The sequence below is a fragment of the Pantoea sp. SM3 genome (genome assembly GCF_000963995.1).
Taxonomy (GTDB): Bacteria; Pseudomonadota; Gammaproteobacteria; order Enterobacterales; family Enterobacteriaceae; genus Pantoea; species Pantoea rwandensis_B.
On record NZ_JZRD01000060.1, the window covers coordinates 1 to 13,689 of the forward strand.

A 13,689-nucleotide genomic window follows, 5' to 3' on the forward strand; every position below is an offset into this window, starting at 1 on the left:
AGACTGAGAGACTGAGAGACTGAGGGAATGAGGGAATGAGGGAATGAGGGAATGAGGGAATGTAGGGGCTGAAGGGATAAAGGGGGGATTCACGAGTTTTATGCGGCAATTTATGGTTGTCAGTCCGGGATATGGCACGAAACATTGAGTAGAGAGTAGAGAGTAGAGAGTAGAGAGTAGAGAGTAGAGAGTAGAGAGTAGAGAGTAGAGAGTAGAGATTAGAGAGTAGAGAGTAGGGAGTAGAGAGAAGGTTTGGCGGCTGAACTAAGACGAAAAAATGTCGCCCGGCGAAGGGCGACTTCAGTTATCACGACAAATTACTTCTGCATCGGCAGATTCAAGCCATGCTCTTTCGCACAACTCTGCGCCAGTTCATAGCCCGCGTCCGCGTGACGCATCACGCCCGTCGCCGGATCGTTCCACAGCACGCGGCCGAGACGCGCATCCGCTTCGGCGGTGCCGTCGCAGACAATCACCACGCCGGAGTGCTGCGAGAAGCCCATGCCAACGCCGCCGCCGTGATGCAGGCTCACCCAGGTCGCGCCGCCTGCGGTGTTCAGCAGGGCATTCAGCAGCGGCCAGTCAGACACCGCATCCGAACCGTCTTTCATCGCTTCGGTTTCACGGTTGGGTGACGCCACGGAACCACAGTCGAGGTGGTCACGGCCGATGACGATAGGCGCTTTCAGCTCACCGTTGCGCACCATTTCGTTGAATGCCAGCGCGGCTTTATGGCGCTCGCCCAGACCCAACCAGCAGATGCGCGCGGGTAGCCCCTGGAAGGCAATACGTTCCTGCGCCATGTCGAGCCAGCGATGCAGGTTCTTGTGCTCCGGGAACAGCTCTTTCAGCTTGGCGTCAGTTTTGTAGATGTCTTCCGGATCGCCTGACAGCGCCACCCAGCGGAAGGGACCTTTGCCTTCACAGAACAGTGGGCGAATATAGGCGGGCACGAAGCCTGGGAAATCAAAGGCGTTTTTCACCCCTTCATCCAGCGCCACCTGACGAATGTTGTTACCGTAATCCACGGTCGGCACGCCCATATGATGGAAGTCGAGCATCGCCTGCACATGCACCGCCATCGACGCACGTGCCGCTTTCTCAACAGCTTTAGGATTGCTGACGCGCTCGGCCTGCCAGCGATCCAGATCCCAACCCACTGGCAGATAGCCATTGATCGGATCGTGTGCGGAAGTCTGATCGGTGACGATATCCGGTTTCATGCCGCCCGCTTTGGCACGCTTCACCAACTCCGGCACGATTTCGGCGGCGTTGCCCAGCAGACCAACAGAAATCGCCAGTTTAGCTTTGGTGGCTTTCTCAATCAGATCCAGCGCTTCGTCTAAGGTATAAGCTTTGTGGTCGACGTAACGGGTGCGCAGACGGAAATCGATACGTGATTCCTGGCACTCAATGGCTAACACGCTGGCACCGGCCAGTACGCCAGCCAGTGGTTGTGCGCCGCCCATGCCGCCCAGGCCTGCTGTCAGGATCCAGCGGCCGCTCAAATCGCTGTCATAATGCTGGCGACCCGCTTCGGCGAAGGTTTCAAAGGTGCCCTGCACGATGCCTTGCGCACCAATGTAGATCCAGGAACCGGCGGTCATCTGGCCGTACATCATCAGGCCGGCTTTATCCAGTTCGTGGAAATGATCCCAGTTAGCCCAGTGCGGCACCAGGTTGGAGTTAGCCAGCAAGACGCGTGGTGCATCGGCATGGGTACGGAACACACCCACTGGTTTGCCTGACTGGATCAGCAAGGTTTCTTCGGGCTGTAACGCACGCAGTGAACGCAGAATCTGCTCAAAGCACTCCCAGTTGCGTGCCGCTTTACCGATACCGCCGTATACCACCAGATCTTCCGGGCGCTCAGCCACATCAGGATCGAGGTTGTTCTGGATCATGCGGTAAGCCGCTTCAATCAACCAGTTCGCACAATGCAGTTCATTACCGCGCGGCGCACGGATTTCGCGGGCAACAGCCTGAGATAAAGTTTCGCTCATCATCAATTCCTTAAAGGGAAGGTGAACGCTGGCTTGGCAGCAGCGCAGTAAGGGATTCAGGCCAGGCATGACGGCTGGCCCACAGGCGCATGGATTCAATATCCGGCGCCATTAAACGGTCTTGATCGAGGAAGGCGACGTGTTCGCGGATGCGCCCTATCTCTTGTTCCAGTGCAGTCGAGCTTTGCAATGGGCGGTGGAAGTCGATGCCCTGTGCCGCAGCCATGGCTTCAATGCCGACCACGGCAGCGGTGTTGAAGCACATATCACCGAGGCGACGCGCGGCGTAGGTGGCCATCGATACGTGATCTTCCTGGTTAGCGGAAGTCGGCAGGCTATCTACACTGCCCGGATGCGCCAGCGATTTGTTTTCTGAAGCCAGTGCGGCAGCGGTGACCTGAGCAATCATAAAGCCAGAGTTCACTCCACCATCGCGCACCAGGAATGGCGGCAGGCCAGAGAGACCGGTATCCAGCAACAGTGCCATACGGCGCTCGGAAATCGCTCCAATTTCGGCAATCGCCAGCGCGATGATATCGGCGGCAAACGCCACCGGTTCAGCGTGGAAGTTACCGCCTGAAATCACATCACCACTTTCACTGAACACCAGCGGATTATCGGAGGCCGCATTGGCTTCAATTTGCAGTACGCGCGACGCATGGCTGAGATTGTCTAAACACGCGCCCATGACCTGCGGTACGCAGCGAATTGAGTAGGGATCCTGTACGCGACCACAATTGGTATGTGAGCTGAGGATTTCACTGCCTTCCAATAAGGAAGAAACCGCAGCGGCCACCGCGATTTGCCCGTGCTGACCACGCGCCTGATGAATACGCGCATCGAAAGGTTTTACTGAGCCTTTGATCGCTTCCAGCGACAATGCACCCGCCATCAGGCCTGCGGCAAACAGGTTTTCGGCTTCAAACAAGCCGCGCAGTGCCAGCGCGTTAGAGACCTGAGTGCCATTCAGCAGAGCCAAACCTTCTTTCGGTCCCAGCACAATCGGCTGCAGGCCAACGCGTGCCAGCCCTTCCGTGGCAGGAATCAGTTCTCCGTCGACGCGCACCTGACCTTCGCCCAGCAACATCAAAGACAGATGGGCCAGCGGGGCCAAATCGCCCGATGCACCTACCGAACCTTTTTCCGGAATACACGGCATGACACCGGCATTAAACAGCGCCAGCAGGGCTTCGATTAACTGGATACGCACGCCGGAGTGACCGCGTGCCAGGCTGATGATTTTGGTGGCGACCACTAAGCGCGTGACGTTATCCGGCAGTAAGTTGCCCAACCCCACGCTGTGCGACAGCACCAGATTGCGCTGCAACTCTGCCAGACGTTCAGAAGGAATCTGTGTCTGGGCCAGTTTGCCGAAGCCGGTATTGATGCCGTACACCACTTTGCCTGATGCCACGATGGCATCGACGGTTTCATTCGCGCGATCGATGGCCGCACGGGCGTCATCCGCTAACGTGAGCGTCACCTTGCTTTGATAAATCGCCCGCAAGGTCGCGAGGTCCACTTCACCGGGAACGAGGCGAATTTCCTGAACCGAACCTGACATAGTCTACTCCTGTCTATACAAGTGATCGGGTGCTACCTGCAAGCCCTGAGTTGACGATCTGGCAAGGGGTAGCACCATTGAATGAGCTGAGTGAAGCATAAGTGTCTAATCTTGTCTATACAAGTAGCAAGGGCTGTGCCAGATTGATTGGATTCTGTGAAATGCGCCGCAATGCGGAATGTGTCATTCAGCCGCAGCGGCATTGCACCGAAACAGGGAGAACGCTGCACTGTTGACGCGCTGTCTGCACAATTGGATGTATATACATTTACGTGCTGAGACAGTAAACTTTGGGCATTATTCGGAAAAGGAACAGGATATGGCGGAGCAAACGGCAATAGCGCAGCTGGCCGCAGCGATGGGCGATGAGCCAGCACCGATTTATCAGCGCGTGAAACAGGCGATCGTCAGCCAGATCCGTGAAGGTCACTGGAAAGCGAATCAGCGCGTACCGTCCGAAAGTGAGCTGGTTAACGAGCTGGGCGTGAGCCGCATGACCATTAACCGTGCGCTGCGTGAACTCACCAGCGAAGGTTTCTTGGTGCGCATGCAAGGCGTCGGCACCTTTGTCGCGGAGATGAAGGGCTACACCGCGATGCTGGAAGTGCACAACATCGCCGATGAGATTGCTCAGCGCGGTCATCGCCACAGCTGCAAAATTTTGTCGATTGGGCAGATGAAGGCCGATCCAGAACAAGCCGCAGTGTTGGGCTTGTCCACCGGACAGACGCTGTATCATTCGTTGATTGTGCATTACGAAAACGATATGCCAGTGCAATTGGAAGATCGCTTAGTCAATCCGCTGGTGGCACCGGATTACCTCAGTCAGGATTATCATCAACTGACGCCCTATACCTATTTGATGCGCGTGGCGCCGTTGACTGCCGGTGAGCATATTGTGGAAGCGGTCCTGCCCGATCTGCGCCAGCGTAAACATCTGGCGCTGGATGAGCATGAGCCTTGCTTGCTGATTCGTCGTCAGACCTGGAGCGACAACAAGATTGTGACTTACGCGCGCCTGCTCTATCCCGGCTCGCGCTATAAGTTACTGGGGCGTTTCAGAGGACACGGCTAAGCGCCACAAACAGCAGGCTGGCATCCGAGGTTCGCGGTGCCAGCTGCGTCTCTTCATCCAGCCACCACATCCCCTGATTAACCGTGACGCTTTCGCCGTCCGCACTCTGCCATTCACCCGATAGCACCCACGCGACACCGTGTTCGCTGACAACAGCGTGTTGCACAACTTCCACCTGAGCCTGCCAACTGTCACGGCGGGTCATGATATTGAAATCCTGACAGCTGCCACTGATCTGCGCGTCGATCGACCATTCACCGGGAAATGCCCACGGCTGATGCGGCAACAACGCGTGCTCGACGCTATCACTGCGAAGTACCACGCTGTCGCCATTCAGCAGCGTAATCACACGATCGATACCGGGGAACGGCGAGAAAGGTCCGTCGGCATCGATGGTGGCAATACTGGCGCGCCAGCCAAACTCTGCCTCACCGGGCGGAAAGCTGACGATTTCACGCGTTTCGCCGCCGCCGTTGCGCCAGCGGCTCACGGGCAGCTGGCTGTAGTCAAAGCGTGTTCTCATTGCAGCGCCCTCATCGCCTCGGCAAAGCGTGCAGCAGCAGCTTCTTCTGCCTGATGATGGCCCTCGCTGATGACCTGATTACCGGCAACAAACACATCGCGGATCTGGCTTTGGCTACCGCCAAACAGCCAGCGGTTAAGAAGTGACGCTGAATTCACGCTGCCCAGGAAGGCATCGTTTTCCAGCACCAGCCAGTCGGCGCGTTTACCCACCGCCAGTTCACCTGTGTTGATCGCGCACGCTTGCGCACCGCCTTGTGCCGCCTGCTGCCACAGCAGATCGCCCACAGAAGGCTGGTGGGGCAGGGTGATACGATTGCGACGGCGATCGCGCAGGCGCTGACCGTACTCCAGCCAGCGCAGTTCTTCCAGCGCACTGAGCGACACATGGCTGTCCGATCCAATGCCCCAGCGCCCACCGCGTGCGATGTATTCCACCGCCGGGAAGATGCCGTCGCCAAGATTGGCTTCGGTGGTCGGACAGAGACCGGCAATCGCACTGCTGGCAGCCATGCGTTGGATTTCGCTGTCGTCCAGATTGGTGGCATGAATCAGGCACCAGCGCTGATCCACCTCGAAGCGATTGTAGAGCCAGGCCACCGGACGTTCACCGCTCCACGCCAGACTGTCATTCACCTCTTTTTCCTGCTCCGCCACATGGATATGCACCGGCACATCAGCAGCGCTGGCGGTCAGTACTTCACGCATCTGGGTTTCATTCACCGCGCGCAGCGAGTGGAAACAGATGCCATGATTAAGCAGCGGTTTATTGGCACTCCATTGCGCTGCGCGTTGCTGTTGTTGCAGATAAGCATCGGTCTGCTGGATGAAACGGCGCTGGCCATCGCTGGCGGGTTGCGATCCAAATCCGCTGTAGCTGTAAAGCACCGGCAGCAACGTCTGACCAATGCCAGCGGTCTCGGCGGCGGCCATCAGGTTGAGCAGCATCGCGTCATCGGCATAGGGTTTGCCCTGCGCATCGTGATGCAAGTAGTGGAATTCCGCCACCTGGCTGTAGCCGCCTTTTAGCATGTCGATGTAGAGATGGGTGGCGATATCGCCGACCTGCTCCGGCGACAGGCGCTGCACCATGCGATACATCAGATCGCGCCACGTCCAGAAACTGTCCTGCGGATCGCCCGCCACTTCTGCCAGCCCGGCCATGGCACGCTGGAAGGCGTGTGAGTGCAGGTTGGCGATGGCAGGAATAACCGGGCCAGCAAGGCGGATGGCGCTGCCTGGCGTGCTGCTGGGGGTGAGTGAAGCGATCTGTCCGGATGCGTCAGTGGTAATCAATACGTCTTCATGCCAGCCGTCGGCCAGCAGCGCGCGTGGGGCAAAAAAAACGGCCATGGTTGATCCTTAAGGGCGGAAAGTTGTATATACATATACATACTTTGAGACGCACTGTAAATCGTCAGACGTGAAGGGGAGTGGGATGGCAGAAGCGAAGCAGATCGACAGCCTGTGGCTGGGGGCCGATATCGTCACCATGCGAGACGGGCACTATAACCTGATTGCCAACGGTGCGCTGGCGGTGGATAACGGTGAGCTGATTTGGGTAGGGCCGCGCAGCGAACTGCCAAATTTTGCTCCGCGTTCGCAGCAGCAATTTGACGGTGGCATCATCACGCCGGGTCTGGTCGATTGCCATACGCATCTGGTGTTTGGCGGCGATCGTAGCCAGGAGTTTGAGCAACGTCTGAACGGCGTCAGCTATGCTGAGATTGCAGCGCAGGGCGGCGGTATTCTCTCCACGGTGCGTGCTACGCGCGCGGCATCGCAGCAGGAGTTGGTGGCAAGCGCGCGCTGGCGTCTGGATCGATTGCTGGCAGAAGGCGTCACTACTGTGGAGATTAAATCGGGTTATGGCCTCGATGAAACCAGCGAGCTGACCATGCTGCGCGCCATCCGCGAGCTGGCAGAAACGGTACCCGCCGATGTGCTGGCGACCTGTCTGGCCGCGCACGGTTTCCCACCGGAATTTAAGGAAAATCCACAGGGCTGGATCGATATCATCTGCAATCGCCTGTTACCGCAGGTGAAGGCGGAAGGTCTGGCGGATGCGGTCGATGCCTTCTGCGAACATCTGGCCTTCTCCCCTGACCAGGTCAGCGCGGTGTTTGAAAAAGCCAAAGCGCTGGGGATGCCGGTTAAATTGCACGCCGAGCAGCTTTCTGCACTGGGCGGCGCCACGCTGGCGGCTGAATACGGCGCCTTGTCAGCCGATCATCTTGAATACGCCACTGAAGCTGATGCGCAAGCGATGGCGCAACACGGTACTGTCGCGGTGTTGCTGCCGGGCGCATTCTATCTGCTGCGTGAGACCCAACGCCCACCGGTGGAACTGTTCCGCAAGCACGGCGTGCCAATGGCGCTGGCCAGCGATGCCAATCCCGGTACTTCACCGGCGTTGTCGCTGCGTCTGATGCTCAATATGGGCTGCACGCTATTTGGGATGACGCCGGAAGAAGCGCTGGCGGGTGTGACACTGTGGGGGGCGAAAGCGCTGGGATTACAGCATTCGCACGGTTCGCTGGAGGTCGGCAAAGTGGCGAACTTTGTACACTGGCCGCTGGCGCGTCCGGCAGAACTGGTTTACTGGTTGGGCGGCGAGTTGCCGTGCCAGGTTATCTATCGTGGAGAAGCGCAATGACACCTTTTCATTTCACCGCCGGTAAGCTGCCGCTGCTGGTCAGCATCCCGCATGCGGGTACCCAGTTAACGCCTGAAGTGGATGCCGGATTGAGCGACGCGGCACGCGGCCTGCCGGATACCGACTGGCACATTCCGCTGCTGTACGATTTTGTGCGTGATCTGGGGGCCAGCGTGCTGATTGGCCACTACTCACGTTTTGTCATCGACCTGAATCGTCCGCCGGATAACCAGCCGCTGTATACCACCGCGACGACAGGGCTGTATCCTGAGACGTTATTTGATGGTACGCCGACCTTCGCTGAGGGGAAAACGCCCAGTGCCGCCGCGCGTCAGGGCTATCTCGATAATATCTGGCAGCCGTATCACCTGCAGATCCAGCAAGAGCTGGCGCGACTGAAAGCGGAACACGGTTATGCGCTGCTGTTTGACGCCCACTCCATTGCCTCAGTGATTCCGCGCTTGTTTGATGGTCAGTTGCCGGATATCAACATTGGCACCAACAGCGGTGAGAGTTGCTCTGGCGCGGTGATCGAAGCGATCAAGGATGTCTGTGCCGCGCAAAGCGATTACAGCTGGGTCGTCAACGGACGTTTCAAAGGCGGCTATATCACGCGAGCCTACGGTCAGCCGCAGCAGGGCGTACAGGCCGTACAGCTCGAACTGGCGCAGCTGAATTATATGGATGAAACCCCGCCGTTTGCCTGGCAGCAGGATCGCGCCGCGCAACTGCAGAAAGTGTTAAAACCAATGATGCAGGCGTTTTTACAGGCCGGAAAGTCGCGTTAATCGCCTGAGTCTTAGGGCAAGACGTCATGCTTGCCAGGGCCAATTTGCATCAGGCTGCTACCTTTGAAAGGTGGCAGTTTTTGATGGGTGTTGCAGTGCAAACTCATATCACGCGCCATACCCATCTCGCTTCCATCTAAACCCTGATATCCCCATAACAGTGCAATTGCGCCCCAAAAATGTGCACCCATACGTCCACACCTTAACCATTCCCTGATTCTACCGCTTCTGCCGATCTGGCACACCGCTTGCTAGGTTGTATGTACAAGTAAAGACCACGTGGTAATTATCACTTTTTATTCTGGCTGGCTCACAAAAAGCTTATGCCGACAATGATCTGCCGCAAGCTAACTTGTATATACATGAAATGTCATCTGCGCTGTATCAGCCAACAGAGACAGCCAATTCGATTAATGACCAGGAGAAGCCGCATGACGCACCGCGCCCCGATTCGCCGTTTTTGCCTCACGACCCTGTTTGCCAGCCTGATGATCAGCGGGATGGCTGTGCAGGCGAAAGAGTGGAAATCGATCACCATCGCTACCGAAGGCAGTTATGAACCCTGGAACCTGACGCTGCCGGGCGGCAAGTTAGGTGGCTTTGAGCCTGAACTGATGGAAGACCTGTGTAAGCGCATGGGCATCCAGTGCAAGCTGGTGGTGCAAAACTGGGACGGCATGATCGCCGGACTGAATGCTGGCAAATATGACGTGATCATGGATGCGATTGTCATTACGCCGGACCGCAAAAAAGTGGTCAATTTCACCGTGCCTTACGCGTCCACGCCGGCCACCTTTATCACCACCAAAGACAGCCCGCTGATGCCTGCCGATCACAACATCATCAAGCTGCATGATGATGAGAAGGAGATCAACACGGCGATTGCCCCTCTGAAAGCGGCGTTAAAAGGCAAAACCATTGGCATCGCGTCCGGCACGGTTTACACGCCATTTATTGATAAGTACTTCAAAGATGTCGCCGACGTGCGTGAATACACTTCCTCAGCAGATGCGATTCTCGATCTTCAGGCGGGGCGTATTGATGCGGTATTCGACGATGTAACCTTCGCCCAATCGATGCTGGCGCGCAAAGAGAACAGCAACCTGACCTTCAGCGGCCCGCAGTTGGGTGGCCCGATCTGGGGTGAGGGCGAGGCGATGGGCGTGCGCATGGCTGACAACGATCTGAAGGCCAAACTCGACGAGGCCATTAAAGGCGCACTGGCCGATGGCACCGTGAAAAAGCTGAGTGAGAAGTGGTTTAAAACTGACGTAACCCCGTAAGTGAGGTGAAAGATGATGAGCCTGCTAAGTTTTGGTGCTGATGGCTGGGGCCGCCTGATTTTGGGGGCTGCCTTCACCACGCTGCTGCTGTCGCTGGCGGCGCTGATGATTGGCGCAGTGGTCGGTTCTGGCGTGGCGGCAGCGAAACTGTCGCCACAGCGCTGGGTTCGCTGGTTGGGTGAAGCCTATTCCACGGTGTTTCGCGGCATCCCGGAACTGCTGGTGATCTACCTGTTCTATTTTGGCGGATCGGGCCTGATTACCCTCGTTGGGCAGATGTTCGGTGCGGATGGCTTTATCGAAGCGCCACCATTCCTGATTGGTGCACTGGCTATCGGGCTCATCTCGGGATCCTATCAAGGTGAAGTGTATCGTGCGGCACGTCTGGCGCTGGCTAAAGGCGAAGTGGAAGCCGCGGTGGCGATTGGCATGCCGCGCTGGCGCATCGCACAGCGTATTTTGCTGCCGCAGATTGTGCGTTATGCGCTGCCGGGCATGTCGAATGTCTGGCAGATGAGCCTGAAAGATTCGGCGCTGGTGTCGGTGACTGGCATCGTTGAGCTGATGCGCGCCAGCCAGGTGGCGGCGGGATCCACGCGCGATTACTTCACCTTCTATCTGATTGGCGGTGGCTGCTATCTGGTGCTGACGCTGCTGTCTAATCATGCATTCCGTCGGGCAGAATCCCGCCTCGGACGCGCATGGCAAAGTCGCACTGCGGCACAGCACTAAGGAGCAGCAGTATGATTGACTTCGTCTTTCTGACTGACACTTTCCTCAAGCTAAGCGCAGCGTTGCCGGTAACGCTGGGGCTGTTTATCAGTGCATTTCTCTGTGGTGGCATTCTCGCCATCGGGATTCTGTCACTGCGCATGAGTCGCTGGCGGGTGCTGAGCGGCTTTGCGCGCGGCTACATTCTGGTATTTCGCGGCTCACCGCTGCTGATTCAACTGTTCCTGATCTATTACGGATTGGGGCAGTTTGGGGTGATCCGCCATAGCTTTGTCTGGCCATTCCTGCGCGAGCCGTTTACCTGCGCCGTGCTGGCACTGTCGCTGTGTACGGCGGCTTATACTGCGGAGATCTTACGTGGTGCTTTGCTGGCGGTGCCGCCCGGCCAGGTTGAAGCCGGGTTGGCCTGCGGCATGTCGCGCTGGCTGCTACTGCGTCGCATCATCGCGCCCATCATGCTGCGTTATGCACTGCCGGCTTATTCCACCGAAGCGATTTTGCTGGTGAAGTCCACGGCGCTGGCCAGTCTGGTCACCGTATGGGATGTCACTGGTGTGGCGCAGCAGATCATTCAGCGTACCTATCGCACCATGGAAGTGTTTATCTGCGCCGCCGCCATTTATCTGATTCTGAACTTCATTATCGTCCAGCTTTACGCGTTGTTAGAACGCCGTTTAACCCCGGTGCATCGCGTTGAAAAAAAGCCGTTACCCGTCGTTAAACCGCTTGCCGGAGAGTGATATGCAATCCACGTCCCCCGTAACCTTAAGCGCCACCGATATTCATAAATCCTTTGGCGCGATGGAAGTACTGAAAGGCATTTCGCTGCAGGCGCACCAAGGCGATGTCATCTCGATTCTCGGTGCCAGCGGCTCGGGTAAAAGTACCTTATTGCGCTGCATCAATCTGCTGGAAACGCCGGATGCTGGCGTGGTGAGCGTCGGTGGTGAAACGATTGAGATGAAGCGCCATGCGCGTGGCCATCAGCTGGCGGCCAACCCAAAACAGATTGAGCGTTTGCGCTCGCGTCTGGGCATGGTGTTCCAGAGTTTTAACCTGTGGTCGCATATGACGGTGCTGCAAAACGTGATTGAAGGGCCCCACTATGTTCTGAAGCGCGATAAGAAAAGCTGCATTGCCCAGGCGGAGCAGTTGCTGGATCGCGTTGGCCTGTTGAACCGCAAAGATTTCTACCCGGCGCAGCTTTCCGGCGGCCAGCAGCAGCGAGTGGCGATTGCCCGTGCACTGGCAATGGATCCGGAAGTGATGCTGTTTGATGAGCCAACTTCGGCGCTCGATCCGGAGTTGGTGGGCGAAGTATTGAAAGTGATGCGCAGCCTGGCGGAAGAGGGGCGCACCATGCTGGTGGTGACCCACGAAATGGGCTTTGCGCGTAACGTTTCCAACCGCGTGGTGTTTATGCATCAGGGGACCATTGATTGTCAGGGGACGCCGGAAGAGATGTTTGGCGCACAGGGCTCGCAGCGCTTTAAGCAGTTTATCTCCAGCCATCAGAGCCATCACACGGAGCAACCAGCATGACGTTAGTGTGGGGCGATGAAACGCTTTCCTGGCAGGATGTGGTGCAGGTGGCGCGGCACAATGCCGAACTGACGTTAAGCGCCAGTGCCTGGCAGCGTATTGCTCAGGGGCGTGAGATCGTCGAGCAGATTGTGGCCAGCGGTCATATCGCTTATGGCATCAATACCGGGTTGGGTGCGCTGTGCAATATCACTTTGCCGGAGGAACAACTGAGCCAGCTGTCGCGCAATACGCTGTTGAGTCACGCTTGTGGCGTGGGCCCACTGCTGGCGCGCGAACAGGTGCGCGCCATCCTGTGTGCGGCGATTGCGAACTACAGCCACGGTAAATCGGGCGTGTCGGTGGCGCTGGTGCAGCATTTGCTGGCGCTGCTGAATCATCAGATTACGCCGCAGGTGCCGTCGCAAGGTTCTGTGGGTTACCTCAGCCATATGGCGCATATTGGGCTCGCGCTGATTGGCGTGGGCGATGTTGAGTATCAGCAACAGATCGTGCCTGCCGGGCAAGCGCTGACGCAGGCCGGGTTAACACCTTATCGACCCGGTGCCAAAGAGGGCTTGAGCCTGGTGAACGGTACGCCGTGCATGACCGGGTTGTCTTGCCTGGCACTGGATGATGCGGCGCGGCTGTTGGATTGGGCTGACGTGACCGGCGCGATGAGTTTTGAGGCGCTGCGTGGCCAGTTAGTGGCATTTGATGCAGAAGTGATTGCACTGAAAGCCAGTGCAGGCATGCAAGTGAGTGGCCTGCGTTTGCGTCAGTTGCTGAGCGACAGCCCGCTGCTGGCAAAAAGCGTGGGCGTGCGCACGCAGGATGCGTTGAGTTTACGCTCAATGCCGCAGGTGCACGGTGCCAGCCGCGATCAGTTTGATCACGCCTCGCGACAGGTGAATACCGAGTTGAATGCCTGTACCGATAATCCTTTGATATTGGGCACCGTGGATAACTGGCGTGTGGTGTCGCAGGCCAATCCGCATGGTGAATCGGTGGCGATGGCGGCTGATGTGTTGGCCATTGCCATGGCGGAAATTGGCAGTATTGCTGAGCGGCGCCTGGATCGTTTAGTGAATCCACTAGTCAGTGGTTTACCGGCGTTTCTGGTGGCGCAGCCGGGCGTGAATTCCGGCATGATGATTGCCCAGTATGTGGCGGCATCGTTGTGCGCAGAGAACCGTCAGCTGGCACAACCGGCGGTGCTGGATAATTACGTGACCTCGGGTTTGCAGGAAGATCATCTTAGCCTGGGTACCGGGGCCGCGCTTAAGTTGCTGAAGCTGGTAGGGAACGTATGGCAGATTCTGGCGATTGAGTATTTGCTGGCGGCGCAGGCGCTGGATTTTCATGGCGAGGCGGAGTTGGCGGAAGGTACGAAACAGGCGTTGCGCCGTTTGCGGGCAGTGGTGGCGAACTGGCAGGAAGACCGCTGGCTGGCACCGGAAATTGCCCGGGCAGTTGAGGTGATGAAAAACGGTGCTAGCTGAGTGCTGTTAAGCGATGTTGAACTGCTGAACTGCTGAACTGCTG

Annotated in this window: 13 protein-coding genes; 8 read left to right on the top strand and 5 right to left on the bottom strand. The window is 57.4% G+C overall.

The window, feature by feature from the left end:
• Positions 1-317 precede the first annotated feature (317 nt).
• Complete coding sequence (gene hutU, locus VI01_RS23975) at positions 318-2,003, bottom strand: urocanate hydratase (RefSeq protein WP_045816943.1); 1,686 nt, start codon at positions 2,001-2,003, stop codon at positions 318-320.
• A gap of 10 nt (positions 2,004-2,013) precedes the next feature.
• A complete protein-coding gene (hutH, locus tag VI01_RS23980; RefSeq protein WP_045816944.1) occupies positions 2,014-3,567 on the bottom strand; it encodes a histidine ammonia-lyase in 1,554 nt (517 codons plus the stop codon).
• Positions 3,568-3,886: 319 nt separating this feature from the next.
• Between hutH (VI01_RS23980) and hutC the strand changes: the two genes are divergently transcribed.
• Positions 3,887-4,642: a histidine utilization repressor gene (gene hutC / locus VI01_RS23985; RefSeq protein WP_034820947.1), complete on the top strand. Its 756-nt coding sequence runs from the start codon at positions 3,887-3,889 to the stop codon at positions 4,640-4,642.
• Here the strand turns inward: hutC and VI01_RS23990 are convergent.
• Positions 4,626-5,165, bottom strand: coding sequence for a HutD family protein (locus VI01_RS23990; RefSeq protein WP_045816945.1), 540 nt, complete (start codon positions 5,163-5,165; stop codon positions 4,626-4,628). The genes hutC and VI01_RS23990 overlap by 17 nt on opposite strands.
• Positions 5,162-6,517, bottom strand: a complete 1,356-nt coding sequence (locus VI01_RS23995) for a formimidoylglutamate deiminase (protein ID WP_045816946.1) — start codon at positions 6,515-6,517, stop codon at positions 5,162-5,164. Before VI01_RS23995 ends, VI01_RS23990 begins: the two co-directional genes overlap by 4 nt.
• 85 nt (positions 6,518-6,602) lie before the next feature.
• Here VI01_RS23995 and hutI point away from each other — a divergent pair, with 85 nt between their 5' ends.
• Both hutI and hutG read left to right on the top strand, forming a co-directional pair.
• Positions 6,603-7,820, top strand: coding sequence for an imidazolonepropionase (gene hutI / locus VI01_RS24000; protein ID WP_045816947.1), 1,218 nt, complete (start codon positions 6,603-6,605; stop codon positions 7,818-7,820).
• Positions 7,817-8,608, top strand: coding sequence for an N-formylglutamate deformylase (gene hutG, locus VI01_RS24005; RefSeq protein ID WP_045816948.1), 792 nt, complete (start codon positions 7,817-7,819; stop codon positions 8,606-8,608). Before hutI ends, hutG begins: the two co-directional genes overlap by 4 nt.
• Before the next feature lie 11 nt (positions 8,609-8,619).
• On the opposite strand, the gene VI01_RS24010 is transcribed toward hutG, so the two are convergent.
• A complete protein-coding gene (locus VI01_RS24010; RefSeq protein ID WP_045816949.1) occupies positions 8,620-8,799 on the bottom strand; it encodes a hypothetical protein in 180 nt (59 codons plus the stop codon).
• A 240-nt stretch (positions 8,800-9,039) separates the two neighbouring features.
• Here VI01_RS24010 and VI01_RS24015 point away from each other — a divergent pair, with 240 nt between their 5' ends.
• The 5 genes from VI01_RS24015 to hutH (VI01_RS24035) are packed head-to-tail and all read left to right on the top strand — an operon-like array spanning position 9,040 to position 13,646.
• The gene (locus VI01_RS24015) at positions 9,040-9,891 is read left to right on the top strand and encodes a transporter substrate-binding domain-containing protein (protein WP_038647969.1); all 852 of its coding nucleotides are present in this window, start codon (positions 9,040-9,042) and stop codon (positions 9,889-9,891) included.
• A 12-nt stretch (positions 9,892-9,903) separates the two neighbouring features.
• Positions 9,904-10,623: an ABC transporter permease gene (locus tag VI01_RS24020; RefSeq protein ID WP_034820926.1), complete on the top strand. Its 720-nt coding sequence runs from the start codon at positions 9,904-9,906 to the stop codon at positions 10,621-10,623.
• 11 nt (positions 10,624-10,634) lie between these two features.
• Entirely contained in the window at positions 10,635-11,363 is a 729-nt protein-coding gene (locus VI01_RS24025; RefSeq protein WP_045816950.1) for an ABC transporter permease, read from the top strand.
• 1 nt (position 11,364) lies between these two features.
• Positions 11,365-12,165, top strand: coding sequence for an ABC transporter ATP-binding protein (locus VI01_RS24030; RefSeq protein ID WP_034820922.1), 801 nt, complete (start codon positions 11,365-11,367; stop codon positions 12,163-12,165).
• Complete coding sequence (gene hutH / locus VI01_RS24035) at positions 12,162-13,646, top strand: histidine ammonia-lyase (RefSeq protein WP_045816951.1); 1,485 nt, start codon at positions 12,162-12,164, stop codon at positions 13,644-13,646. The genes VI01_RS24030 and hutH (VI01_RS24035) overlap by 4 nt, the downstream gene beginning before the upstream one ends.
• Positions 13,647-13,689: the final 43 nt, after the last annotated feature.